Here is a 24709-nt window from a genome sequence, read left to right as displayed (position 1 = left end):
GGACGGGAGTTACAGCCACTCACCGTTACGGATCACGCCGACGGCCAGACCTTCAATGGTGAAGCTCTGCTGGCGCAGATCGACGACGATCGGGGAAAACTCGCTGTTTTCCGGCAGCAGTTCAACGACGTTGCCCTGCTTTTTCAGACGTTTTACGGTGACTTCTTCATCGATACGCGCGACGACGACCTGGCCGTTACGCACGTCCTGAGTTTTATGCACCGCCAGCAGATCGCCGTCGAGGATACCGATGTCTTTCATCGACATCCCGCTTACGCGCAGCAGGAAGTCGGCATTCGGTTTAAACATCGCCGGGTCAACCTGGTAGTGACCTTCAATATGCTGCTGCGCCAGCAGCGGCTCGCCGGCGGCGACGCGGCCAATCAGCGGCAGGCCATGTTCTTCTTCCGTCAGCAGACGAATGCCGCGGGAAGCGCCGGAGACGATTTCAATCGCGCCTTTACGCGCCAGCGCTTTGAGGTGTTCTTCCGCCGCGTTTGGGGAACGGAACCCCAAGCGCTGAGCAATTTCCGCACGCGTCGGCGGCATGCCCGTTTGGCTGATGTGATCCCGGATGAGATCAAACACCTCTTGCTGCCTGGTCGTTAACGCTTTCATTCCGCCCCCTGGGTGTATATACAGTTATGCTGTGAGTATATACAGCTAATGGTGATTTTGGAACCACATATCATATAAAAATCAGGAGATTCTTTCCGTTTTGCGAGCGTTGCCGACAAGACTTAGCGGTAATGCGACCACAGCAGCATGGCCCAGGTGATCAGCGCGATGATTATCGCCAGCAGCACCGCTGCCGACCCCATATCCTTGGCGCGCCCGGAAAGCTCATGATGCTCAGGCCCGATACGATCAACCACCGCTTCAATCGCGCTATTAAGTATTTCGACTATCATCACTAACAGGACCGAGCCAATAAGCAGGACTCGCGTAATGACATCGACATCCAGCCAGCAGGCTATCGCCACGGCCACAATAGCGGCGACCCCTTCCTGACGGAAAGCGGCTTCATTAACCCATGCCGCGCGGAAACCTTTCCAGGAATAACCTGCTGCTTTAATGATTCTGGTTAACCCAGTGGTATTATTGGCCATCAAAAAGAACCTTTTAATGTAAATGACGTCGCTGAGTGTACGTGTTTGCCGTGTGACAACGGAAATTTTGTACGCTTTCTGTTATTCTTGCCGCGCATTTGCATGATTAACCAGAGGCTTCACATCGTTTATGTCCGGCTGGCAACGAATTTACTATAAATTACTGAATTTACCATTACGGGTGCTGGTAAAAAGCAAGTCTATTCCGGCAGAACCTGCTCAGGAATTAGGGCTCGATACCTCGCGTCCGATAATGTACGTCTTGCCTTATAACTCCAAGGCGGACCTGCTGACCCTGCGCGCCCAGTGCCTGGCGCATGACTTACCCGACCCTTTTGAACCGCTGGAAATCGACGGCACACTGCTGCCGCGCTACGTTTTCATCCACGGCGGCCCGCGCGTGTTTACCTACTACACGCCGAAAGAAGAGTCCATCAAGCTGTTCCACGACTACCTGGATCTGCACCGTAATCATCCCGACCTCGACGTGCAAATGGTACCGGTGTCGGTCATGTTCGGCCGCGCGCCGGGTCGTGAAAAAGGCGAAGAGAATCCGCCGCTGCGGATGCTTAACGGTATTCAGAAATTCTTCGCCGTCTCCTGGCTTGGCCGCGATAGCTTCGTGCGTTTCTCGCCGTCGGTCTCTCTGCGCCGCATGGCGGATGAGCACGGGACCGATAAAATCATCGCCCAGAAGCTGGCCCGCGTGGCGCGTATGCACTTCGCCCGTCAACGTCTGGCCGCCGTCGGCCCGCGCCTCCCTGCCCGCCAGGATCTCTTCAACAAGCTGCTGGCGTCGAAAGCTATCGCCCGCGCGGTAGAAGATGAAGCGCGCAGCAAGAAGATTTCTCACGAGAAGGCCCAGCAGAACGCCATTGCGCTGATGGAAGAGATTGCCGCTAACTTCTCTTATGAAATGATCCGCCTGACTGACCGTATTCTGGGCTTTACCTGGAACCGTCTGTACCAGGGGATTAACGTGCACAATGCCGAGCGCGTACGCCAGCTGGCGCATGACGGCCATGAGATTGTCTATGTGCCTTGTCACCGTAGTCACATGGACTACCTGCTGCTCTCCTATGTGCTCTATCATCAGGGTCTGGTGCCGCCGCATATCGCTGCCGGCATAAACCTCAACTTCTGGCCGGCTGGGCCGATTTTCCGCCGCCTGGGCGCTTTCTTTATTCGTCGTACCTTTAAGGGCAACAAGCTCTATTCCACGGTATTCCGCGAATATCTTGGCGAGCTGTTCAGCCGTGGTTATTCGGTGGAATACTTTGTCGAAGGCGGGCGTTCCCGTACCGGCCGTCTGCTGGATCCGAAAACCGGCACCCTGTCGATGACTATCCAGGCGATGCTGCGCGGCGGTAGCCGCCCCATCACGCTGGTGCCGATTTATATCGGCTACGAGCACGTGATGGAAGTGGGTACCTACGCCAAAGAGCTGCGCGGCGCGACAAAAGAAAAAGAGAGCCTGCCGCAGATGATGCGCGGCCTCAGTAAGCTGCGTAATCTTGGCCAGGGCTACGTTAACTTCGGTGAACCGCTGCCGCTGATGACCTATCTCAATCAGCACGTGCCGGAATGGCGCGAAGCCATCGATCCTATCGAAGCCGTCCGCCCTTCCTGGCTGACGCCGACGGTGAATAATATCGCCGCCGACCTGATGGTGCGCATCAACAATGCCGGGGCAGCTAACGCCATGAACCTGTGCTGTACGGCGCTTCTGGCGTCACGTCAGCGTTCTTTGACCCGTGAGCAGCTAACCCAACAGTTGGATTGCTACCTCGACCTGCTGCGTAACGTGCCGTACTCCACCGATTCGACCGCGCCGACGGCTTCCGCCAGCGAGCTTATCGACCACGCGCTGCAGATGAACAAGTTCGAAGTCGAGAAAGACACCATCGGCGATATCATCATCCTGCCGCGCGAGCAGGCGGTGCTGATGACCTACTATCGCAACAACATCGCCCATATGCTGGTGATGCCATCGCTGCTGGCCGCTATCGTGACCCAGCATCGCCGCATCTCCCGTAGCGAAGTGCTGCGTCATGTCGAGATGTTCTATCCGTTCCTGAAAGCCGAACTGTTCCTGCGCTGGGAAAAAGAAGAACTGGCGGGCGTTATCGATGCGCTGATGGCAGAGATGCAGCGTCAGGGGCTGGTGGTGCTGAATGGCGATGAGATGAGCGTCAATCCGGCTCACTCTCGTTCCCTGCAGCTGCTGGCCGCCGGCGCGCGTGAGACGTTACAGCGCTACGCGATTACCTTCTGGCTGCTGAGCGCCAACCCGTCCATCAACCGCAGTACGCTGGAGAAAGAAAGCCGCACCATGGCGCAGCGTCTGTCGGTACTGCATGGTATCAATGCGCCGGAGTTCTTCGATAAGGCGGTGTTCAGTACCCTCGTGCTGACCCTGCGTGACGAAGGCTACATCAGCGATACTGGCGATGCCGAGCCGGCAGAGACCCTGAAGGTCTACCAGATGCTGGCGGATTTGATTACGTCGGATGTACGTTTGACGATTGAAAGCGCCGCTCAGGACGACGCATAACGTTGCGGCTTCTGTTCCCCGGCTCGCGGCGCGAGTCGGGGAACAGAAGGATTTACTGCAGGTAACTCATCGCCAGACCGAGAAACAGCACCAGCCCAACGTAGTTATTATTCATAAACGCTTTGAAGCAGTTATCGCGTTCGCGCTTGAAGATAAGTTTCTGCTGCCAGACAAACAGTCCTGCCGCGATAAACAGCGACCAGTAAAACGCCCAGTTCAGCCCATTCAGCCAGCCTACAGCCCCCATCAATACCAGCACGGCAACCTGCAGAATACCGATAATCAAACGATCGTTTTCGCCGAACAGAATCGCCGTCGACTTAATGCCGATTTTGACATCATCGTCGCGATCGACCATCGCGTACTGGGTGTCGTAGGCTACCGCCCACAGAATATTGGCGAGGAACATCAGCCAGCAGCTGAGCGGCAGCGCTTCACTTACCGCCGAGAACGCCATCGGGATCGACCAACCAAAGGCCGCGCCCAGCACCACCTGCGGCAGATGGGTGTAGCGCTTCATAAAGGGGTAGACCCAGGCCAGCGCCAGCGCCGCGACCGACAGCAGGATGGTCATGGTATTGAGCGTCAGCACCAACAGGAAGGAGAGCCCCACAAGCACCGCGAATAATATGCGCGCTTCTTTTTCCGTGACCTCGCCGCTTGGTAACGGCCGGCGAGCCGTACGCTTAACGTGACCATCAAATTTACGGTCGGCATAGTCATTCACGACGCAGCCGGCGGCGCGCATCAACCAGACGCCAGCGACAAATACCGCCAGAATCCACAGCGGCGGTACCCCGGGTGAAGCCACCCATAACGCCCACAGCGTCGGCCACAGCAGCAATAGCGCGCCGATTGGTTTGTCAGTACGCATCAGGCGGTGAAACGCCAACAGCTTATTCTGCGTCAGACTCCACTCCATTTTCTCTTCCTCTTAATACAATGGCGATGCAGGCAGAAAAAGCTCTGTCAGCAGCAGCGGTTTGCCGCTCAGCCGGAGACGGGAACGTCGCCCCCACAGCTGTGCACTACGGCCAATCTCAATAAAATCACGGGTTAACGTCGACGACGTAAACAGATACCGACCCAGCGGCGTCTGCCCCAACTGCTGCAGGGCTAATTCCGGGCCGCATAGCGTCGATTCCGGCACGAGAGTACGACCGGCAAGCCAGGGTTCGCCATCGGCGCAAAGAATGATCTCCCGCAGCCAATACCGCGCATCTTCCGGCAGCAGGGCTTCTTCGCCCGCCAGCGCGTCGCGCCCGACGAAACCTTCGTTAATCATGGTCACGGTGACCTTTTTCCCTTGTTGCTCAAAGCGTTTGGTCATTGAGTCTTCCAGCAACAGCCAGTCGCGCAGCGGCGCGTCCAGCTCGGGTATGGCGGCAAAATAGCGCAGCGCACGCAGTTGCGTAAGCGCAGGATGTGGCATGCCTGATTCTCCGGTACAAAACGTGCAGGCATTGTATCGCAGAATAGCGTTTTGAGGGCGGGCAAACGTCAATATACGATCATCCGCGCAACAGGCATGCAACAGTTGCCGCTGCGCGAGAAAAAAAAGTGCGTCCAGGCGGACGCACCTAAAGGCTGTGCCTAAACATCAGCATTGTGGGGAGACGGTCACCCCTTGCCTTTTACACTGCTGATAAAGGTGGAACGAGCAGATTTCGAGCCGAGGCGTTCAGCTTCGTTCATCAATTTCAGGGCTTTGTCGATATCACCTTGCTTCACCGCCTGCTTAATACCGTTGTTGAAGTAGGTTTCGGTATCGTCAAGCATCGGTTCGCTTTTGGCTGCTGGGGCTGGCGCGGCTACCGGCGCAGCGGCCGGGGCGTTATAGACCGGCGCGGCGGTATTACCGACGGTCACCGGGCCTGGGCCGGAGGAGCCGAACAGCGGGCCCACCAGCACGCTGGAACTCGAAGACGTTTTCACCTTCAGGCTCAAGGTGCCGTCAGTGGTATGTTTAGCGATCGGATCCGGAATGTCCGGCACCGCGTTACCGGTGCCTTTCGCGTAGGCTTTCGCCGGGTCGATTAATTTGGTGGTCTGCTGCAGATCCTGCGGAGTGGTAAACACCAGCACATAAATTTTCTGCTGTCCCAGCGCCGGCGTCAGGCGCATTACCCCTTCCAGGCGGTCGGCGCTCATCACGCCCGGCTCCAGATAAGTGAAATAGCTGCTCGGGAAGAAGGCGGACGGCGTCATGCTCTGATCGAGGATCAGGACATTTGGCGCGTAGACGCTAGTCTGTTTGTCGACTTCGCTGGTCAACGTCAGAGTTAACTCGCCGATATTGGCCGGTACGCTATAGGCCACCACCGGCCCGGCGATACCGGGGACATTCAGCGTTTGACCGGCGACCGCCACTTTAGAGGTTTGGGTTTTCGATTGATCGACCGGCGTCCAGGTCAACTGCTGCAGCGAGGAGGCCGGGATTGACGGCGCGGCAGAGGTATTCTGCGGCACGAAATTGACATCAGCAAAACTGACTGCGGGTACGCTGGCCAGCAGGCCGGCGGACAGGCAGAGGGCAACGAGACTTTTCTTCATATTCATTGTTATCACCTCAATTCCTATGGCCGAGCGTTAGCCAGGCAATAGCGCGCTGGGCCGAAAACAGAGGGGCTGCTGCCCCTCTTTTACTCATCATGATGCGGATTGCATTACCACCAGATTTCCATCTGGGCGCCGAAGGTCCACTCATCGTCGTCGCCGCGGCTGGAAGTGTTGATGCCGGTACCAGAGGTATCGCGCATGGCGACGCCGCTATCGGTGTAACCCCACTTCTCATCCCACTTCGCGTAGGTGGCGAACAGACGAATTGCCGGACGGGACCAGATGCTGTCGCCCGCCTGCCACTGTTGCGCCAGGGTGATTTTGTACTGGTTGTTGCTGTCGCCGGTTTTCTGCGATTTGACATTGTCGTAGCCGACTTCCAGCAGGGTGCTCATGATCGGCGTCCACTTGTACATAGGACGTACGCCGACGGTCCACCATTTGGTACCGTTGTTGTTGTCCAGGTTGACGTCCTGGTACATGGCGACGTACATCATGTCCCAATCGTCCGCCAGAGAGACCGCGCCGTGGTCAAGCACACGCCACATGGAACCATCGTTATTAATGCTGCCGCCCTGCGGTACGCCTTTGCCGTTGGAGGTCATGGCGTCGGTCGCGTACTGCAGAACAAATTTGTTGTAGCCTTTCAGGATGCTCTGGGTATGTTCAGCGGTGAACATCCAGCCATCTTTTGATGCATCCGGCTGCAGGTAGTAGTCATCCGGCACGTTGGTGTGACCATAGTCCACGCCCAGCTCCAGCGTACCGCCTGGGTTGGTTTCCATCTGCGCTAAACGCACATCGAAGACGTCGTTCGGTACCAGATGATCATAAACGCGTTCGCCAGTCAGCGGATCGCGGTCAGCATAGGTTGCCGAGCCGCCGGATTCAGAAGAACGAGTGGCGGCCAGAGAGAGTTTACCGAAGCCCAGATCGATGTTTTCGATACCGGCGCCAGGACCGGATATATCCCAGTAGTAGAAGTCGATCATGTGAACGTCATGACGCTGATAGAAGCGCTTACCGGCCCACAGGGTTGAACCCGGCAGCCAGTCGATCAGGTTTTTACCCTGCACGTTAACTTCACGGAAGGCCGGGCTGGTAGATTCCCAGTCGTTCTGCTGCGATACCGAGTAGGCAACGTTGGTATCGAAGTAGAAGCTCTTATCGCCCTCTTTCCACACTTCCTGGCCCAGTTTCAGTTCAGCGTAAGTTTCACATTCGTTACCGAGACGGTATTTACTTTGAGCGCCAGTGGCCTGGAAGCACTGCTGTTCGCCGCCGCTGCCGGTCCAGCCAATACCGGAACGCGCGTAGCCGTGGAAATCGACAGCCAGCGCCTGGGCAGACATCACGCCCGCCGCAACGGCTACCGCCAGTGGAAGTTTGCGCAGAGTAATCATCATTCTATCTCCTGAGATCATTGCTTTTCTTTGAACACTTCCCCGTCGGCCGCCGCATGGTTGGCTGCGCGCTGGGTTCGCGTCTTCTTTTAATGGGGAACCTTATACGCCTGGCTCTTTATGCAACCGACGACAAGCGGTGCCATCCTCACGGAATAAATGGCAGCGCTCCGGCGGCAAACCGATGGCGAATGTGGCTCCCTCTTCTACCAACACCACGTCATTCTGGCGGTACACCAGGTTCTGACGGATGGCGGGGATCTGGATATGAATTTGCGTTTCGTGACCAAGCTGTTCGACCACCTGCACTTCGCCCTCAAGGGTGACATCGGCGATGTCGCTCGGCAGCAGGTGTTCCGGGCGGATGCCCAAAGACATATTGGCGCCGACCTGAACGTGGGCGCTGTCTACCGGCAGCCAGACCTGCTGGCGGTTCGGTAGTTCGACCTGTACCTGTTCAATGGCGGTCGCGGTGACTTTGACCGGCAGGAAGTTCATCTTCGGCGAGCCAATAAAGCCCGCGACGAAGCGGTCTGCCGGATAGTGATAGAGTTCCAGCGGTTTCCCGACCTGCGCGACGCGGCCGGCATCCAGCACGACGATTTTGTCGGCCAGGGTCATGGCTTCCACCTGATCGTGGGTGACGTAAATCATCGTGCGACCAAGGCGCTTATGCAGACGGGAGATTTCGATACGCATCTGCACGCGCAGCGCGGCATCGAGGTTGGACAGGGGTTCATCAAGCAGGAAAACCCGCGGCTCGGCGACCAGGGTACGGCCGATGGCTACACGCTGACGCTGGCCGCCGGAGAGCGCTTTCGGCTTACGCTCCAACAGGTGCGCCAGCTGCAACACTTCGGCGACCTGAGTCACGCGCTGGTTAATCACCTCTTTTTTCGCCCCGGCCAGTTTCAGGCCAAAAGACATATTTTCGGCAACGGAAAGGTGGGGATAGAGCGCATAAGACTGGAATACCATGCCGATGCCGCGCTCGGCGGGCGGCACATCGTTCATTCGGGTATCGCCAATAAACAGATCGCCGCTGGTGACCGTTTCCAGTCCGGCAATCATACGCAGCAGGGTGGATTTGCCGCAGCCCGACGGTCCTACAAACACGACGAACTCCCCATCCTGGATCTCGAGATTGATATCTTTAGATACCACCACGTCGCCCCAGGCTTTCGTTACATTTCGTAGCTGTACGCTCGCCATGCCCTTCTCCCTTCGTTACAACCTGTCACTTAAAGACACATTCAAGATGGGCTGACTATGCGGCATTCATTACGTTGGCAAATCCTCCACCCCCCGGGTTTTTGATGGGGGAGGAGACGGGAGGATGAGAAATTGCCTCTCGCCGCCGGAAGTTCCCGGCAAAAGGTCATTTCGTGATCGAAGCGACAAAAACGGTGGCTTTTTTATGTGCTCCAGGGCCCATTACCGGCATTTCTGCAATACGGATCACATAAACGGCGGGCGGGGCGTAGACATAGGGAGGATGGAAAGAGGTTGTTAAAAAAGGAAACTCATCAGCGTTAAACCACTCAAGTGTATCCACGAGCACATCACCAAATAGGACGGGTATATGAAAATCAAAACTGGCGCTCGCATCCTCGCGCTGTCTGCATTGACGACGATGATGTTTTCCGCCTCTGCCCTCGCAAAAATTGAAGAAGGTAAGCTGGTTATCTGGATTAACGGCGATAAAGGCTATAACGGCCTCGCTGAAGTGGGTAAAAAGTTCGAAAAAGATACCGGCATTAAAGTTTCCGTAGAACATCCGGATAAGCTGGAAGAGAAGTTCCCGCAGGTTGCAGCGACCGGCGACGGCCCGGATATCATCTTCTGGGCGCATGACCGCTTTGGCGGCTACGCGCAGTCCGGTCTGCTGGCGGAAATCACCCCGGATAAAGCGTTCCAGGACAAGCTCTATCCGTTCACCTGGGATGCCGTACGTTACAACGGCAAACTGATCGCTTACCCGGTGGCGGTGGAAGCCTTATCGCTGATTTATAACAAAGACCTGGTCCCGAACCCGCCGAAAACCTGGGAAGAGATCCCGGCGCTGGATAAAGCGCTGAAGGCGAAAGGTAAGAGCGCGCTGATGTTCAACCTGCAAGAACCGTACTTCACCTGGCCGCTGATCGCCGCCGATGGTGGATACGCGTTTAAGTTTGAAAACGGCAAATACGACGTGAAAAACGTCGGCGTCGATAGCGCCGGGGCAAAAGCCGGTCTGACCTTCCTGGTCGACCTCATCAAAAATAAACACATGAACGCCGACACCGACTACTCCATCGCGGAAGCGGCATTCAACAAAGGCGAAACCGCGATGACCATCAACGGTCCGTGGGCGTGGTCTAACATCGACAAGAGCAAGGTTAACTACGGCGTCACTCTGCTGCCGACCTTCAAAGGCAAACCGTCTAAACCGTTCGTTGGCGTACTGAGCGCCGGGATTAACGCCGCCAGTCCGAATAAAGAACTGGCGAAAGAGTTCCTCGAAAACTACCTGATGACCGATCCGGGCCTGGAAGCGGTGAATAACGATAAACCGCTGGGCGCCGTGGCGCTGAAATCCTTCCAGGAGAAGCTGGAGAAAGACCCGCGTATCGCCGCCACCATGGCTAACGCCCAGAAAGGCGAAATCATGCCGAACATCCCGCAGATGTCGGCGTTCTGGTATGCCGTCCGTACCGCGGTTATCAACGCCGCAAGCGGCCGTCAGACCGTCGATGCCGCGCTGAAGGATGCACAGGGCCGTATCACCAAGTAATACCGTCGCACACGTGCCGGATGGCGGCATAAATGCCTTATCCGGCCTACACGCTTTGTAGGCCGGATAAGCACAGCGCCATCAGGCACTCTTGTCGACAGATATTTAACGTTGTAGAGGATGATCCCCATGGATGCCGTTAAAAAGAAACACTGGTGGCAAAGCCCGCAACTCACATGGTCTGTGATTGGTTTGCTGTGCCTGTTGGTGGGTTACCTTGTTGTTTTAATGTACGCCCAGGGGGAGTACCTGTTCGCCATCATGACGCTGATTTTAAGCTCAGTTGGCCTGTATATCTTTTCCAATCGCAAGGCTTACGCCTGGCGCTATGTTTATCCGGGTCTCGCCGGGATGGGGCTGTTTGTTCTGTTCCCGCTGATCTGCACCATTGCCATCGCCTTCACCAACTACAGCAGCACCAACCAGCTCACCTTCGAACGCGCCCAACAGGTACTGATGGATCGTTCTTTCCAGGCCGGCAAAGCCTATAACTTCTCACTCTACCCGGCAGGCGATGAGTGGCAGCTGGCGCTGACAGACGGTGAAAGCGGTAAAAATTATCTCTCTGAAGCCTTTAAATTTGGCGGCGAGCAGAAGCTGGCGTTAAAAGAAGCCGATGCCCTGCCGCAAGGCGAACGCGCGAATTTACGCGTAATCACCCAGAACCGCGCCGCGCTGAACCAACTGACCGCCGTGCTGCCGGATGAAAGCAAAGTGATTATGAGTTCACTGCGCCAGTTTTCCGGCACCCAGCCGCTGTACGCACTGGCTAACGACGGCACGCTCACCAACAACCAAAGCGGCGTGAAATACCGCCCCAACGCCGACATCGGCTTTTATCAATCCATCAATGCCGACGGCAGCTGGGGCAATGAGAAGCTGAGCCCGGGTTATACCGTCACCATCGGCTGGGATAACTTCACCCGCGTTTTCCAGGATGAAGGGATCCAGAAGCCGTTCTTCGCCATTTTCGTCTGGACCGTGGTGTTCTCGGTGCTGACGGTGATTTTGACCGTCGCCGTGGGAATGGTGCTGGCCTGCCTGGTGCAGTGGGAAGCGTTGAAGGGCAAAGCGATTTACCGCGTGCTGTTGATTCTGCCGTATGCGGTGCCGTCATTTATCTCAATACTGATTTTCAAGGGGCTGTTTAACCAGAGCTTTGGTGAAATCAACATGATGCTGAGCGCGCTGTTCGGCATTAAACCGGCCTGGTTTAGCGACCCAACCACCGCGCGCACGATGATCATCATCGTCAACACCTGGCTGGGCTACCCGTACATGATGATCCTGTGCATGGGACTGCTGAAGGCGATTCCGGACGATCTGTACGAGGCGTCGGCGATGGATGGCGCGGGCCCGTTCCAGAACTTCTTTAAAATTACGCTACCGCTGCTGATCAAGCCGCTCACGCCGCTGATGATCGCCAGCTTCGCCTTTAACTTTAACAACTTCGTGCTGATTCAACTGTTAACCAACGGTGGCCCGGACCGTCTCGGCACCACCACGCCGGCCGGTTATACCGACCTGCTGGTGAGCTACACCTATCGCATCGCCTTTGAAGGCGGCGGCGGTCAGGACTTCGGCCTGGCGGCGGCTATCGCCACGCTTATCTTCCTGCTGGTTGGGGCGTTAGCGATTGTGAATCTGAAAGCCACGCGCATGAAGTTTGATTAAGGGAGATAACGATAATGGCTATGGTCCAACCCAAATCGCAGAAGCTACGTTTATTTACCACGCATCTCCTGCTGCTGATTTTTATCGCCGCGATTATGTTCCCGCTGCTGATGGTTATCGCTATCTCGCTGCGCGAAGGCAACTTCGCGACCGGCAGCCTGATCCCGGATACCATCTCCTGGGAGCACTGGCGTCTGGCATTAGGCTTCAGCGTCGAACACGCCGATGGCCGGGTAACGCCGCCGCCATTCCCGGTCCTGCTGTGGCTGTGGAACTCAATTAAGGTGGCCGGGATTACTGCGATCGGCATCGTCGCCCTCTCCACCACCTGCGCTTACGCTTTCGCCCGTATGCGCTTCCCGGGTAAAGCGACGCTGCTCAAAGGGATGTTGATTTTCCAGATGTTCCCGGCGGTACTGTCGTTAGTGGCGCTGTATGCGTTGTTCGACCGCCTCGGTCAGTATCTGCCTTTCGTCGGCCTCAACACTCACGGCGGGGTGATCTTCGCCTATATGGGCGGCATCGCGCTGCACGTCTGGACGATTAAGGGCTACTTCGAAACTATCGATGGTTCACTGGAAGAAGCGGCCGCGCTGGATGGCGCCACTCCGTGGCAGGCCTTCCGCCTGGTGCTGCTGCCGCTGTCGGTGCCGATTCTGGCGGTCGTGTTTATTCTGTCGTTCATCGCCGCGATTACCGAAGTGCCGGTGGCCTCGTTGCTGCTACGCGATGTGAACAGCTATACCCTGGCGGTGGGGATGCAGCAGTATCTCAATCCGCAGAACTACCTGTGGGGCGACTTCGCCGCGGCGGCGGTACTGTCGGCGATTCCGATTACCGTCGTCTTCCTGCTGGCTCAGCGTTGGTTGGTCAACGGCCTGACGGCGGGCGGGGTGAAAGGTTAAGTTTCATCATGTTAGACCCTTGTTTTATCGCCCCAAATTTCAGAGAGGGTGGGATGTGGTACACGACCCCAACCGGGTACGGCAGCCCACCTCTCCCTGAAAAAGTAGGGCAAATGCCACTGCAATCCTCTACTGGACCCTACATAAATTTCATTTGTGATTGTCGGTCAAGCGGCCCTGGAGGCCGCTTTTTTTATTCCCGTTTCAGGCGGTTGGAATTACACAACCACAGGGTAATCACCAGGATAAGGATCGCCGCAGAGTAAATCAGCACCGCCATCGGCGACTCATGGTCGACGATAATAAGCCGAACAATCGCCGTAATGCCGATATAGACGAAATAACGCAGCGGGAAGTGAAAACCGGACTCAAAGTATTTCACAATCAACGCGATAAATTCGAAGTAGAGAAAATAAACCACCAGCCCTTCGACCAGCTTGTACTTACTCACCGGCTCCGGCGTAAACAGCACGTGCGCCAGATGCAGGGTCTCCTTTCCCAGGAACACCACCAGAATAATTCCCAGACACAGCAGCGCCAGGTTGAGCACGGCCTGCATGGCCTTCGCAACAAAATTAACCAGCGGACGATATACCGACGGCATAGTGACACCTCAAATGCATGAACGTTATTGATCTGTATAGCGCAAAAGTGTGATCCAGATCTACTTCGCTTTGCGAGCAGCATCGGTCCTTCAACGCGGTAAATGCAACTAAGAGAAAGTTTTACTTCCTACAATGCTGTGAGCAAGTTAACTAAATCATCCGTTACGCTTAGGACAAAACCAAATAACCAACTGAAATTTAAAACATTTACCATTTGAAACAGTTATATCTTAAAACCTGCCACAAGATAAAATTTTTCTCTAATCCGCATTATTTATATGGCTATTAGGGTAAGATTTTTCTCATCCTTTGTCTTAGCATTATCGCAGCTGAATAAAATTTAATTTTGGACATTAAATCATTATGAATACCGATAACGCTTCCCTGTACGTAAAATGGCTCAAACAAGAAGTTGCCCCGGCTTTAGGTTGTACTGAACCCGTCGCTATTTCCTTCACTGCCGCCTACGCCGCACAATATCTGGATCAGCCTTGCACCAGAATTAGCGGTTTTATTTCCGCCAATCTCTATAAAAACGCGATGGGCGTGACTATTCCCGGCACCACCGTTTGCGGTGTAGCGCTGGCCGCCGCAATTGGCGCATTCGGCGGCAACCCGCAAAAGGGATTAAAAACGCTGGAAGATATCACCCCACTACACGTCGAAATGGCGCAGAAACTGATCGCCAATAATGCCGTTGATATTGCCGTCGAAGAGACTCCGGACTTTATTCATCTCGATTTAACCCTCTCTGCTGGCGAGAATAACTGTCGCGTCGTGGTGAAAGGAACCCACACCAACGTGGTCGAACTTTATATTAATGGCCAGCAGCAGCCATTAAGCGCAAAACAGAATGCGAGCGCCCGGCACGAAACGCTGCCCACATTTTCGCTACAGCAGGCTTACGAATTTATTAATAGCGCCGACTTTAATGATATTCGCTTTATTCTCGAAGCCGCGCGCTTAAACTCCGCGCTGGCGGCAGAAGGCAAAACCAAAAAATATGGCCTGAACATTAACGGTACCTTTGCTGACGCCGTGAAAAACGGCCTGATGAGCAACGATCTGTTAAGCAAGGTGATCATCGACACCGTCGCCGCTTCAGATGCCCGCATGGGCGGCGCGCCGGTGGTAGCGATGTCTAACTTCGGCTCAGGCAATCAGGGCATTACAGCAACCATGCCGGTAGTGGTGGTTGCAGAGCATCTCGGCGCCGATGAAGAGAACCTGGCGCGCGCTTTGTCTCTTTCTCATCTCACCGCCATCTCAATTCATTCTCGTTATACGCGCTTATCTGCGCTATGCGCGGCCTCAACCGCCGCCATGGGCGCCGCCGCCGGGATGGCCTGGCTATTTACTCGCGACATCAACACCATTAACACCGCGATTATTAATATGGTCAGCGATATTACCGGCATGATTTGTGATGGCGCCTCTAATAGCTGTGCGATGAAAGTCTCATCTGTGGTATCCAGCGCCTTTAAGGCAGTACTGATGGCAATGCAAAATAGCTGTGCTGGCGCCAATGACGGTATTGTCTGCGCCGATGTCGAGCAGACTATTAATAACCTGTGTCGCCTGGTGATTAAACCAATGGCCCTCACCGATAAAGAAATCATCAGCATCATGGCCGCTAAATAATAATATTTAACGGGCCTGAACATTCAGGCCCTGATTAACCTACCCTACCCACACTATTATTTATAAATTAGCAGGTATAGCAGATGAATAAAAAAGTCATCTTCCGCGGCGCCAGCGCCATTATGCCGCTGTGCATCGGCGACTTTCCATTTTCATTTATTGTCGGCGCATTAAGCGTCAGCGCCGGCATGAGCGTCTGGCAGAGTACGGCGTGGTCGGCGATTGTTATTGCCGGTTCGGCGCAAATGCTGGCATTAAATATGCTTAAAACCGGCGCCACGCTCGGGGTTATTATATTCACCACATTAATAATTAACCTACGTCACGTACTGTACAGCGCCTCTATTTCCGGTACCGTCCGTGAAGCATCGTTCTTTAAAAAATGCTTTATGTCCTACGCGCTGACCGATGAAGTGTACGCCACCACCGTAAAAGAGATGGAGGGCAATAAGCAGGATAAGTATCTGTTTTATGGCTCGGCGATGATCACCTTCTGGGCGATTTGGGTACTGGCCGATTTCCTCGGCGCGCTGGTCGGCGCCTCATTCCCGAATATTGAAAAGTATGGTCTGGATTTCGCCATGGTCGCCGCCTTTATCGCCATTGTGGTGCCGCAAATAAAAAGCCAGGCCTGTACCGTCGCCGCCGTGGTGGCCGCCGTCTCCGGCGTGCTGTTGGTCATCCTGCCCTACTCCCTGGGTATTGTCGTCGCCTCAGTACTTGGCGTGCTCGCCGGGCTGTGCGTCGACCTGGCTGAAGAACGTAAACAGGCAGCGATGGCCGAATCCGACATGCCGCTCGTGGAGGCGCTGGAACATGAATAATAGCTACTTTATCGCCCTGACTTTGGGTATGGCCGCCGTGACCTTCCTGATCCGATTTTCGTTTATCGGCCTGGCCGGAAAAATCCAGATGTCCGAGCGGGTGACGAAAACGCTGCGCTTCGTCCCGGTCACCGTCCTGCCGGCCATTATCACCATTCAGATCCTTAGCGTGAATTCCAGCATGGAGTTCGACTTAAAGAATCCGAAGGTGATCGCCGCCATTATCTGCACGCTCGCCAGCTTCCGTTTAGGCCTGGTGTGGGTGGTGGTGAGCGGCGTCGGCTCGCTGGTGTTGTTGAATTACTTTATGTAACCGTTTGAAGGATAACCCGTATGATTATTACCACCGCTGACGCGCCTGCCGCTATCGGCCCGTACGTGCAGGGCGTCAATCTCGGCGCGATGACCATCACCTCCGGTCAGCTGCCGATTAATCCGCTGGACGGCACCATGCCCAGCGATATCGCCGAACAGGCGCGGCAATCGCTGGAAAATGTGAAAGCCATCGTTGAAGCTGCTGGACTCACGGTCGGGCAGATTGTTAAAACCACGGTGTTTGTCAAAGACCTGCAGGATTTTGCCGCCATCAACGCCGCCTATGAGGCCTTCTTTACCGAACATCAGGCCACCTTTCCGGCACGCTCCTGCGTGGAGGTCGCAAGACTGCCGAAAGACGCCGGCGTCGAAATCGAAGCCATCGTCTTCGCTCGTTAATCTCCTGGCTGGGGGGAAAACCTCCAGCCTCCTTCCCCACCGTTTTTCGCCGTTCCTCCTTGCTCATTTTGCAGGCACTATACGATGAGATCCGAACGAGGAATGCAGCATGTCGAATGAGCCAAATATTCCCCCTTTTACGCTTCGCGATACCGGCGTTCGCAACGTCATTTGCGGCGAAAACGTGGTCATATACCAGCCCGCCAACCTTTATGATTGCCAGCTTGACGATAACGTCTTTGTCGGGCCGTTCGTCGAGATTCAGGGGCACACGCGCATCGGTGCGGACAGCAAAATCCAGTCCCACAGTTTTATCTGCGAGTACGTCACCATCGGCCAACGCTGTTTTATCGGCCACGGCGTGATGTTCGCTAACGATATGTTCCGCGATGGCAAACCGAATGCCGACCGCGACAGTTGGGGGCGCATTGAAATCGGCAATGACGTGTCTATCGGCAGCGGCGCCACCATTCTGGCGGTGAGTATCTGCGATGGCGTGGTCATCGGCGCCGGGAGCGTGGTGACAAAATCCATCACCGAGAAAGGCGTTTGGGCAGGCAACCCGGCGAGGCTGCTGCGGCGACTATAAATAAAAATGCCGACCCGAGGGTCGGCATTAAGGTTTAATTACGCAGCGCTTATGCGCGCCAGGCTTTATAACGGTTAATCAGGCCGTTGGTAGAGCTGTCGTGGCTGCTGACGTCCGCACCATCTTTCAGTTCCGGCAGGATACGGTTAGCCAGCTGTTTACCCAGCTCAACGCCCCACTGATCGAAGGTGAAGATGTTGAGGATCGCGCCCTGGGTGAAGATTTTGTGCTCATACAGCGCAATCAATGCGCCCAGGCTGAACGGGGTAATTTCACGCAGCAGGATGGAGTTGGTCGGACGGTTGCCTTCGAACACTTTGAACGGCACCACGTGCTCAAGCTGAGCCGGATCTTTACCCTGATCGCGATATTCCTGCTCAACCACTTCGCGGGATTTACCAAAGGCCAGCGCTTCGGTCTGAGCGAAGAAGTTAGACAGCAGTTTCTGATGGTGGTCAGACAGCGGGTTATGGGTGATAGCCGGGGCGATGAAATCGCACGGTACCATTTTGGTGCCCTGGTGGATCAGCTGATAGAACGCGTGCTGACCGTTAGTCCCCGGCTCGCCCCAGATGATTGGGCCAGTCTGATAATCCACGACGTTGCCGTTACGGTCAACGTACTTACCGTTGGATTCCATGTTGCCCTGCTGGAAGTAAGCGGCAAAGCGGTGCATGTATTGATCGTACGGCAGAATTGCTTCGGTTTCGGCGCCGAAGAAATTGTTGTACCAGATACCAATCAGCGCCAGCAGTACCGGCAGGTTTTTCTCAGCCGGCGTGGTAGAGAAGTGTTTGTCCATGGCGTGGGCGCCGGACAGCAGCTGAACGAAGTTGTCGAAGCCGACGGACAGAATGATAGACAGACCGATGGCGGACCACAGGGAGTAACGACCGCCGACCCAGTCCCAGAACTCAAACATGTTAGCCGTATCGATACCGAACTCGCCAACCGCTTTACCGTTGGTGGAGAGCGCCGCGAAGTGTTTCGCCACGTGTTTCTCGTCGCCCGCGGTCGCCAGGAACCAGTCACGCGCGCTGTGGGCGTTGGTCATGGTTTCCTGAGTGGTGAAGGTTTTAGAAGCCACCAGGAACAGCGTGGTTTCCGGATTCACCGCTTTCAGCACTTCGGCGATATGGGTGCCATCAACGTTAGAAACGAAGTGCATGTTGAGGTGGTTTTTATACGGGCGCAGCGCTTCGGTCACCATGAACGGGCCGAGATCTGAACCACCAATACCGATGTTCACCACGTCGGTGATCGGTTTGCCGGTATAGCCTTTCCAGCTACCAGAGATAATCGCTTCTGAGAAGGCTTTCATCTTCTCTAGTACAGCGTTGACTTCCGGCATCACATCTTTGCCGTCAACCACAATTGGCGTATTGCTGCGGTTGCGCAGCGCGACGTGCAGTACCGCGCGGTCTTCGGTACGGTTAATTTTTTCACCGGAGAACATCGACTTGATAGCACCGGCCAGATCGGTCTCTTTCGCCAGATCCTGCAGCTTAGACAGCGTCTCTTCAGTGATGCGGTTCTTGGAGAAGTCCACCAGCATCAGATCGTCAAAAGTGGCGGAGAATTTAGAGAAACGATCGCTATCTTTGGCGAAAAGCTCGCTGATAGTGACGTCTTTCATTTCATCGAAGTGTTTCTGTAATGCCTGCCATGCAGCGGTCTGCGTTGGGTTGATATTTTTCATTAGCAATACTCTTCTGATTTGAAAAATGTGACTTCGGTCGATTGTAGCCTCAGCGGCGAAAAATTGTGATGATTTTTGTGTTATGCCGTTGACGGGGGTCAGAAATAGGGTAAAGAGCTCCCATATTATAGCGATCATTAGGCTTTTTTCTGTTATCCGCCGATGCATGAAAAATCCGCATAACCCTGTCGTTGACATACCCGTCCGGAAGCCTTTATATAGCTGAACTGCCTACGGAACCGTAGGTATGTATTGCTCGCGCATTTCACGCTACAGCGAAGAGTATCGTTGGGGGGTATAATGACCAGTCTCTCCCCAGGCATAGTGAAAGACGTCAGTAATTGCCAGAAGAGGTGCGTTGCCCAGGTAACCGTATTGGAGGAACCAGTCCGGGGATAATACGTGAGGGGGAGCAACGCCGAGGCGCACAGACATCTGGTTAAGTCTGTCGCCGGCCACAGGGGCTGAATCCCCTGGGTTGTCACCAGAAGCGTTCGCAGTCGGGCGTTTCATACTCGCGAACCGATGCGCGTCATCGGCGAACGGGTCTACAAGGTGGAGCACTTCTGGGTGACATCGTAGTTTGTTTATCGCTCTGCGCCCACCCTACTTTTCGCTCTTCCCTTGTGCCATGGCTGAGTTAATTTGGCCTGGCTTATTAAGACATTTTGTAGCGCTCCGGTTATTTCCAGCCCGAACCAGGAGCGGTTGTTCAGGAATCGTTTTAATAAGTCAGGCCCCCTGACACGAGGTTGTTATGACAGATTTAGTTGTTGCTAAGTTCGGCGGCACCAGCGTGGCCGATTTCGACGCGATGAACCGTAGCGTCGACGTCGCGCTGCTGGATGCGAATACCCGCGTAGTGGTGTTATCCGCATCGGCTGGCGTTACCAATATCTTAGTTGCTTTAGCGGCAGGGCTGGAACCCACCGAACGTTTCGCTAAGCTCGATGAAATGCGCCAAATCCAGTTCAATATTCTGGAGCGTTTACGTTATCCCAACGTTATTCGTGAAGAAATTGAACGTCTGCTGGAAAACATTACTACCCTGGCGGAAGCCGCCTCGCTGGCCAGCTCGGAAGCCTTGACCGATGAACTGGTGAGCCACGGCGAACTGATGTCCACCTTACTGTTCGTTGAGATCCTGCGCGAACGCGGTATTGCGGCTCAGTGGTTCGACGTACGTAAAGTGATGCGCACCAACGATCGTTTCGGCCGTGCCGAACCGGATATCGCCGCGCTGGCGGAGCTAACGCAACAACAACTGGCGCCGCGCCTGCAAGAAGGCCTGGTTATTACCCAGGGCTTTATCGGCAGCGAAGCCAAAGGACGTACCACTACCCTTGGTCGCGGCGGCAGCGACTATACCGCTGCGCTGCTCGGCGAGGCCTTAAACGCCAGCCGTGTGGATATCTGGACCGATGTCCCAGGGATCTACACAACCGACCCGCGCGTCGCGCCCGCGGCGAAACGCATCGATGTGATCGCTTTCGCTGAAGCCGCGGAGATGGCCACGTTCGGGGCCAAGGTATTGCATCCGGCCACCCTGCTGCCGGCCGTACGCAGCGATATTCCGGTATTCGTCGGTTCCAGTAAAGAACCTAAAGCCGGCGGCACGCTGGTCTGTCATAAAACCGAAAATCCACCGCTGTTCCGCGCGCTGGCGCTGCGTCGTCGTCAGACGCTACTGACCCTGCACAGCCTGCATATGCTGCACTCCCGCGGCTTCCTTGCTGAAGTGTTCGGTATTCTGGCGCGGCATAATATTTCCGTCGATCTGATCACCACCTCGGAAGTGAGCATTGCGCTGACCATGGACACCACCGGTTCTACCTCCGCTGGCGACACCCTGCTCACCCAGGCGCTGCTGACCGAACTCTCTTCGCTGTGCCGCGTCGAAGTGGAAGAAAATCTGGCGCTGGTCGCCCTGATCGGCAACGAGCTGTCGAAAGCCTGCGGCGTCGGTAAAGAGGTGTTTGGCGTTCTGGAACCGTTCAATATCCGCATGATCTGTTACGGCGCATCCAGCCACAACCTGTGCTTCCTGGTGCCGGGCGACGATGCGGAGAAAGTGGTGCAGAAGCTGCATCATAATTTGTTTGAATAATCGCGACGGGAAAGCCCGTTAGCAAAAGGCCCGGTTTCGTCAGAAGCCGGGCCTTTTTTATGGCGCCAGTACCGTGCTCATCAGCAAGCGATCGAGTTGCTCAACGCGCCCCGTTCGGCTATCCGGCAGTTCCGGCGCTACCTCGCCACGCGCCAGCTCATGTTGAATAAAGGCATGCAAAAGCGGGCGTCGTATGCCGTACTCTGCTTCGCCGGCACGTTGTTTGCGAACCAGCAGCTCATCGATTTCATTACGCAGGGCGGGTTCCAGTTCGCTGCCCGCCAGCAGTTCGCTAAAACGCATCGGCGGCACGCCTTTACCGGCTTCAACCCAGCGCACGGCCAACAGCGGGCGCAGTACATAAAAGTATTTTTTCAACCGTACCTGCTCACCCTGCAGGTAGCCGCGAAAGTTCTTCCGCGCCATTGAATAGTAGTGCCAACGGGCGCGTAGCGGCGAAAACCACTGCGGCACCAGCGCTTTTAACGCCGCCACTGTCGACGCATCCTGCTGATACACCACCGGTGAATCCAGCCACTCTATAAGAGTAGGGTTCGCCGCTTTCAATAACCCCAGCGCTTTGCGCCACTCCCAGCCGCAGACATCCAGCTCATCATCTATCGGCAGTTCGATAACATCGCGCTGCGCTTCCACGCGTAAATACCATTCGGGTTGATGAACATATAAAAAGCGAACATCATAATCGCTATCCGGCGAGGCAAAACCCCAGCCGCGGCTACCCGATTCACAGGCATACAGCACCCTGACCTGGTAGCGTTGTTCTATGTCGGCTAACTGCCGCCGCACGCGCTGGCGCATCGCGGCATCGACGCTATTTTCACTCATTATTTTTTATCCTTTAACACAGACGACCTGACGCAGGGTATGTACCACCTCTACCAGCGACGATTGCGCGGCCATCACCGCCTCAATGTCTTTATAAGCCAGCGGAATTTCGTCGATCACCTCACTATCTTTTCGGCATTCGACATGGGCGGTCGTGCGGATCTGGTCTGCGACGGTGAACCGCTTTTTCGCCGCCGTTCGGCTCATCACGCGTCCTGCGCCGTGGCTACATGAGCAGAAACTCTCTTCATTACCCAATCCGCGCACAATGAAGCTTTTTGCCCCCATTGAGCCGGGAATGATGCCCATTTGCCCCTTCTGCGCCGATACCGCGCCTTTACGCGTGACCAGAACCTCTTCGCCAAAGTGCCGCTCTTTCTGCACATAGTTATGGTGGCAATTGACCGCCTCCTGCTGGGTCATAAACGGTTTCGTCACAATGGCCGATAGCGCCGCCAGTACCCGCGCCATCATTACCTCGCGATTATGCCTGGCGAAATCCTGCGCCCATTCCACCGCCTCGATGTAATCCTCGTAGTGCGGGCTACCTTCCTGAAAGTAGGCCAGATTTCTGTCCGGCAGATTAGCGATATGCTGCTGCATATCGTTCTGCGCCAGGGTAATAAACAGGTTGCCGATAGCATTACCGACGCCGCGCGAACCGCTATGCAGCATTACCCATACCCGCTGCTGTTCATCCAGGCACACTTCAATAAAGTGATTGCCGGTACCCAATGTTCCGAGATGCTGATGATTATTGGTTTTCAACAACTGCGGATATTTGTCCGTCAGGCGCTTAAAGCGCGGAGCCAGTAGCGACCACTGTTGATCGACTTCCTGCGGCGGCGTCTCCCAGGCGCCTTTATCGCGCCGGGAGCGCGTGTTAGTTCGCCCGTGCGGTACCGCCTGCTCGATCGCGCTGCGCAACCCGCCCAGGTTATCCGGCAGATCGCTGGCAATAAGCGAAGTACGCACCGCCATCATACCGCAGCCAATATCCACGCCGACGGCCGCCGGAATGATTGCCCCTTTTGTCGGGATCACGCTGCCAATAGTCGAGCCTTTCCCGAGATGCACGTCCGGCATCACCGCCAGATGCTTAAAGACAAACGGCATTTTTGCCGTATTCAGCAACTGGACGCGAGCTTCCGGCTCTACCGGCACGCCGCGGGTCCACATTTTGATCGGCGCACTATTTTCCGCCGTCAGCAGGTGATAATCGTTATGCGCCATGGTTCACTCCATTAATGTTGATAAGTCCATGTAATACCTGGTCCAGCCCGCCAAATACGGAGATTTTATCGATTCGCTCCGCGACGCGTTCGAGCGTTTCAAGCTCTTTTAAGCGCAGGGCGACCGGATTGTTTTCCATTACTTTGGCCGTGTTCAATAAAGAACGAGTTGCCGCCGTCTCTTCCCGGCGGCGGATAACGTTGGCCTGGGCCGATTTCTCCGCTTCCACCAACTGCGACAAAATGGCCTTCATGTCGCCTGGCAGGACGATATCTTTTACTCCCAACGAGGCGATTTCGATGCCGAATGGCGCCATACGCTCTTTCACCTGCGCGCTCACCACTTCATCAATCATCTGTTTATTTTCCAGAAGCTCATCCAGCGTACGTGTACCGACCGCTTCGCGCAGCGCGAACTGCAGTTCACGATACAGATGATCCAGCGGTTTAGTTAACTGGCAAAATGCCGTCAGCACGTCTTGATAACGCCAGTTCGCCGCCAGATTCAGACGTAAATTAACTTTGTCTTTGGTCAGGATCTCCTGACCGCTGACCTCCAGCACCTGCAGACGAGTATCCACCACTTCGGCTTCCACCAGATGGTTAATCTTCCAGTAGGCAGTCAAACCGGGAGGTAGAGCTTTCTGCAGCTCGCCGTCAATTTTCAACACCCCAACATGCCAGGCAGGAACCTGTACCGTCAGTATCGACTCACGCCCTTTTACCGCGCCGCTGCGTCGAGGTTGCAGTACCGCGTTCATCACCTCTGCGGGTACCAGCACCGCGCGAGTATCCATACGTACCAGCTTCAGCGCATTGTCATATTGCCAGTACAGACGGCGCGTCGCTGGCGGGATGATCTCCTGCAGTACGCCATCGATATACAGCGCGCCGGCTTCCTCTTCCGCCATATCAGCCGCCAGGCAGTAACGGTCGATCCATTCAGGCTGGAAGCGGCGCATATAGTCGGCCAACGCCTGCGGTACTTCGCTGCCATCGGTGGTGACGATCAGCACTTCCGGTGTGGAAAACCACGGTAAGCGATGCTCGCCGGCTTCCAGCACCTGATAATAGTCGCCCGCTTTCGCCAGCAGACCTAATTGACCTTTTCGTATCGTCATTTTCTTAGCCATTATTCGTTCCTTAAAAATGGAGCAGGCGCGGATGCAAAGGCGAAACGGCAGGGGAACTCTCTTTTGCCTGGCGCCCGGCGTTATTATCGGCAACCTGTTTTGGGGACCGCCAAACCCGCAGTTCCCCGGTTTATTATTTTGATTTACAACCAGTTTCATCGAGGAGATGAATGAGGGAATCGAACCCTCCACTTTTGTGGTCAGTTGCTGACGGAACGCGGCAGAAAAACGGACTGCGCCGTTTCTACAGCGCCGGCGGGGTTTAACCCCCTGCATTTCAGCGCGTTGACAATAGAGTTATTGCCAGAAGCGTGCCAAAAACGTAAAACAACAAAATAATCT

General features: G+C 55.3%; 22 protein-coding genes and 1 riboswitch. Of the genes, 10 read left to right on the top strand and 12 right to left on the bottom strand.

What is annotated here, in order from left to right:
- Window positions 1–9 precede the first annotated feature (9 nt).
- Window positions 10–618 (bottom strand): transcriptional repressor LexA, encoded by a 609-nt coding sequence (lexA, locus tag ABLU86_RS21225; protein WP_015704040.1) that lies wholly within the window; start codon window positions 616–618, stop codon window positions 10–12.
- A 122-nt stretch (window positions 619–740) separates the two neighbouring features.
- Window positions 741–1109, bottom strand: a complete 369-nt coding sequence (locus ABLU86_RS21220; RefSeq protein ID WP_015368764.1) for a diacylglycerol kinase — start codon at window positions 1107–1109, stop codon at window positions 741–743.
- Window positions 1110–1239: 130 nt separating this feature from the next.
- Between ABLU86_RS21220 and plsB the strand changes: the two genes are divergently transcribed.
- Window positions 1240–3663 carry a glycerol-3-phosphate 1-O-acyltransferase PlsB gene (gene plsB, locus ABLU86_RS21215; RefSeq protein ID WP_015368765.1) on the top strand — a complete coding sequence of 808 codons (2424 nt, stop codon included), beginning with the start codon at window positions 1240–1242 and terminating at the stop codon, window positions 3661–3663.
- A 52-nt stretch (window positions 3664–3715) separates the two neighbouring features.
- Here plsB and ubiA read toward each other — a convergent pair whose 3' ends face one another.
- From ubiA to malK, 5 genes are all read right to left on the bottom strand, one after another.
- Window positions 3716–4585, bottom strand: a complete 870-nt coding sequence (ubiA, locus tag ABLU86_RS21210; RefSeq protein ID WP_015368766.1) for a 4-hydroxybenzoate octaprenyltransferase — start codon at window positions 4583–4585, stop codon at window positions 3716–3718.
- Window positions 4586–4597: 12 nt separating this feature from the next.
- The gene (gene ubiC / locus ABLU86_RS21205; protein ID WP_015368767.1) at window positions 4598–5095 is read right to left on the bottom strand and encodes a chorismate lyase; all 498 of its coding nucleotides are present in this window, start codon (window positions 5093–5095) and stop codon (window positions 4598–4600) included.
- 188 nt (window positions 5096–5283) lie between these two features.
- Entirely contained in the window at window positions 5284–6222 is a 939-nt protein-coding gene (gene malM, locus ABLU86_RS21200; protein WP_015704037.1) for a maltose operon protein MalM, read from the bottom strand.
- Window positions 6223–6329: 107 nt separating this feature from the next.
- Window positions 6330–7628 carry a maltoporin gene (locus ABLU86_RS21195; protein ID WP_015704036.1) on the bottom strand — a complete coding sequence of 433 codons (1299 nt, stop codon included), beginning with the start codon at window positions 7626–7628 and terminating at the stop codon, window positions 6330–6332.
- Window positions 7629–7727: 99 nt separating this feature from the next.
- Window positions 7728–8837, bottom strand: a complete 1110-nt coding sequence (gene malK, locus ABLU86_RS21190) for a maltose/maltodextrin ABC transporter ATP-binding protein MalK (RefSeq protein ID WP_015368770.1) — start codon at window positions 8835–8837, stop codon at window positions 7728–7730.
- Between the two features lie 370 nt (window positions 8838–9207).
- Between malK and malE the strand changes: the two genes are divergently transcribed.
- From malE to malG, 3 genes are all read left to right on the top strand, one after another.
- Window positions 9208–10398, top strand: coding sequence for a maltose/maltodextrin ABC transporter substrate-binding protein MalE (gene malE, locus ABLU86_RS21185; RefSeq protein WP_015368772.1), 1191 nt, complete (start codon window positions 9208–9210; stop codon window positions 10396–10398).
- A gap of 129 nt (window positions 10399–10527) precedes the next feature.
- Window positions 10528–12072, top strand: a complete 1545-nt coding sequence (malF, locus tag ABLU86_RS21180) for a maltose ABC transporter permease MalF (RefSeq protein WP_015368773.1) — start codon at window positions 10528–10530, stop codon at window positions 12070–12072.
- Between the two features lie 14 nt (window positions 12073–12086).
- Complete coding sequence (gene malG / locus ABLU86_RS21175) at window positions 12087–12977, top strand: maltose ABC transporter permease MalG (RefSeq protein WP_015368774.1); 891 nt, start codon at window positions 12087–12089, stop codon at window positions 12975–12977.
- 193 nt (window positions 12978–13170) lie between these two features.
- On the opposite strand, the gene psiE is transcribed toward malG, so the two are convergent.
- Window positions 13171–13581, bottom strand: coding sequence for a phosphate-starvation-inducible protein PsiE (gene psiE / locus ABLU86_RS21170; protein ID WP_015368775.1), 411 nt, complete (start codon window positions 13579–13581; stop codon window positions 13171–13173).
- A gap of 364 nt (window positions 13582–13945) precedes the next feature.
- On the opposite strand from psiE, the gene ABLU86_RS21165 reads away from it, so the two are divergent.
- From ABLU86_RS21165 to ABLU86_RS21145, 5 genes are all read left to right on the top strand, one after another.
- Complete coding sequence (locus tag ABLU86_RS21165) at window positions 13946–15223, top strand: L-serine ammonia-lyase, iron-sulfur-dependent, subunit alpha (RefSeq protein WP_348796320.1); 1278 nt, start codon at window positions 13946–13948, stop codon at window positions 15221–15223.
- 83 nt (window positions 15224–15306) lie between these two features.
- Window positions 15307–16047 carry an AzlC family ABC transporter permease gene (locus ABLU86_RS21160; RefSeq protein WP_100279307.1) on the top strand — a complete coding sequence of 247 codons (741 nt, stop codon included), beginning with the start codon at window positions 15307–15309 and terminating at the stop codon, window positions 16045–16047.
- On the top strand, window positions 16040–16360 hold the full coding sequence (locus ABLU86_RS21155; protein ID WP_015368778.1) for an AzlD domain-containing protein: 321 nt from the start codon (window positions 16040–16042) through the stop codon (window positions 16358–16360). Before ABLU86_RS21160 ends, ABLU86_RS21155 begins: the two co-directional genes overlap by 8 nt.
- A 20-nt stretch (window positions 16361–16380) precedes the next feature.
- The gene (locus ABLU86_RS21150) at window positions 16381–16761 is read left to right on the top strand and encodes a Rid family detoxifying hydrolase (protein ID WP_348796321.1); all 381 of its coding nucleotides are present in this window, start codon (window positions 16381–16383) and stop codon (window positions 16759–16761) included.
- Window positions 16762–16870: 109 nt separating this feature from the next.
- Complete coding sequence (locus ABLU86_RS21145) at window positions 16871–17350, top strand: acyltransferase (RefSeq protein ID WP_015368780.1); 480 nt, start codon at window positions 16871–16873, stop codon at window positions 17348–17350.
- A gap of 49 nt (window positions 17351–17399) precedes the next feature.
- Here the strand turns inward: ABLU86_RS21145 and pgi are convergent, their stop codons facing one another.
- Window positions 17400–19049, bottom strand: a complete 1650-nt coding sequence (gene pgi, locus ABLU86_RS21140; protein ID WP_020079879.1) for a glucose-6-phosphate isomerase — start codon at window positions 19047–19049, stop codon at window positions 17400–17402.
- A gap of 340 nt (window positions 19050–19389) precedes the next feature.
- Window positions 19390–19623: riboswitch (Lysine riboswitch) on the top strand.
- Between the two features lie 183 nt (window positions 19624–19806).
- On the opposite strand from pgi, the gene lysC reads away from it, so the two are divergent.
- A complete protein-coding gene (gene lysC / locus ABLU86_RS21135) occupies window positions 19807–21156 on the top strand; it encodes a lysine-sensitive aspartokinase 3 (protein ID WP_015704032.1) in 1350 nt (449 codons plus the stop codon).
- Window positions 21157–21213: 57 nt separating this feature from the next.
- On the opposite strand, the gene ABLU86_RS21130 is transcribed toward lysC, so the two are convergent.
- From ABLU86_RS21130 to ABLU86_RS21120, 3 genes are read right to left on the bottom strand one after another with little or no spacing between them, the layout of a single operon-like run.
- The gene (locus ABLU86_RS21130; protein WP_015704031.1) at window positions 21214–22002 is read right to left on the bottom strand and encodes a nucleotidyltransferase domain-containing protein; all 789 of its coding nucleotides are present in this window, start codon (window positions 22000–22002) and stop codon (window positions 21214–21216) included.
- 6 nt (window positions 22003–22008) lie between these two features.
- A complete protein-coding gene (locus ABLU86_RS21125) occupies window positions 22009–23235 on the bottom strand; it encodes an RtcB family protein (protein WP_032713435.1) in 1227 nt (408 codons plus the stop codon).
- The gene (locus tag ABLU86_RS21120) at window positions 23225–24367 is read right to left on the bottom strand and encodes a slipin family protein (protein ID WP_015368785.1); all 1143 of its coding nucleotides are present in this window, start codon (window positions 24365–24367) and stop codon (window positions 23225–23227) included. The genes ABLU86_RS21125 and ABLU86_RS21120 overlap by 11 nt, the downstream gene beginning before the upstream one ends.
- Window positions 24368–24709 lie beyond the last annotated feature (342 nt).

This window comes from Klebsiella sp. JN_Kp121 (assembly GCF_040062145.1).
Taxonomy (GTDB): domain Bacteria; phylum Pseudomonadota; class Gammaproteobacteria; order Enterobacterales; family Enterobacteriaceae; genus Klebsiella; species Klebsiella aerogenes.
The sequence above is the reverse complement of the archived record's forward strand: the minus strand, read 5'-3'. Positions and strand labels throughout refer to the sequence as shown.

Bases quoted from the DNA above. Each gene is read 5' to 3' on its own strand.
- ABLU86_RS21165 (WP_348796320.1), top strand. From the start codon at position 13,946: ATGAATACCGATAACGCTTCCCTGTACGTAAAATGGCTCAAACAAGAA.
- malF (WP_015368773.1), top strand. From the start codon at position 10,528: ATGGATGCCGTTAAAAAGAAACACTGGTGGCAAAGCCCGCAACTCACA.
- malM (WP_015704037.1), bottom strand. From the start codon at position 6,222: ATGAATATGAAGAAAAGTCTCGTTGCCCTCTGCCTGTCCGCCGGCCTG.
- ABLU86_RS21120 (WP_015368785.1), bottom strand. From the start codon at position 24,367: ATGGCTAAGAAAATGACGATACGAAAAGGTCAATTAGGTCTGCTGGCG.
- lysC (WP_015704032.1), top strand. From the start codon at position 19,807: ATGACAGATTTAGTTGTTGCTAAGTTCGGCGGCACCAGCGTGGCCGAT.
- ubiC (WP_015368767.1), bottom strand. From the start codon at position 5,095: ATGCCACATCCTGCGCTTACGCAACTGCGTGCGCTGCGCTATTTTGCC.
- malK (WP_015368770.1), bottom strand. From the start codon at position 8,837: ATGGCGAGCGTACAGCTACGAAATGTAACGAAAGCCTGGGGCGACGTG.
- ABLU86_RS21145 (WP_015368780.1), top strand. From the start codon at position 16,871: ATGTCGAATGAGCCAAATATTCCCCCTTTTACGCTTCGCGATACCGGC.
- ABLU86_RS21150 (WP_348796321.1), top strand. From the start codon at position 16,381: ATGATTATTACCACCGCTGACGCGCCTGCCGCTATCGGCCCGTACGTG.
- ubiA (WP_015368766.1), bottom strand. From the start codon at position 4,585: ATGGAGTGGAGTCTGACGCAGAATAAGCTGTTGGCGTTTCACCGCCTG.
- ABLU86_RS21220 (WP_015368764.1), bottom strand. From the start codon at position 1,109: ATGGCCAATAATACCACTGGGTTAACCAGAATCATTAAAGCAGCAGGT.
- lexA (WP_015704040.1), bottom strand. From the start codon at position 618: ATGAAAGCGTTAACGACCAGGCAGCAAGAGGTGTTTGATCTCATCCGG.
- ABLU86_RS21155 (WP_015368778.1), top strand. From the start codon at position 16,040: ATGAATAATAGCTACTTTATCGCCCTGACTTTGGGTATGGCCGCCGTG.
- ABLU86_RS21195 (WP_015704036.1), bottom strand. From the start codon at position 7,628: ATGATGATTACTCTGCGCAAACTTCCACTGGCGGTAGCCGTTGCGGCG.
- ABLU86_RS21125 (WP_032713435.1), bottom strand. From the start codon at position 23,235: ATGGCGCATAACGATTATCACCTGCTGACGGCGGAAAATAGTGCGCCG.
- pgi (WP_020079879.1), bottom strand. From the start codon at position 19,049: ATGAAAAATATCAACCCAACGCAGACCGCTGCATGGCAGGCATTACAG.
- ABLU86_RS21160 (WP_100279307.1), top strand. From the start codon at position 15,307: ATGAATAAAAAAGTCATCTTCCGCGGCGCCAGCGCCATTATGCCGCTG.
- psiE (WP_015368775.1), bottom strand. From the start codon at position 13,581: ATGCCGTCGGTATATCGTCCGCTGGTTAATTTTGTTGCGAAGGCCATG.
- plsB (WP_015368765.1), top strand. From the start codon at position 1,240: ATGTCCGGCTGGCAACGAATTTACTATAAATTACTGAATTTACCATTA.
- malE (WP_015368772.1), top strand. From the start codon at position 9,208: ATGAAAATCAAAACTGGCGCTCGCATCCTCGCGCTGTCTGCATTGACG.
- malG (WP_015368774.1), top strand. From the start codon at position 12,087: ATGGCTATGGTCCAACCCAAATCGCAGAAGCTACGTTTATTTACCACG.
- ABLU86_RS21130 (WP_015704031.1), bottom strand. From the start codon at position 22,002: ATGAGTGAAAATAGCGTCGATGCCGCGATGCGCCAGCGCGTGCGGCGG.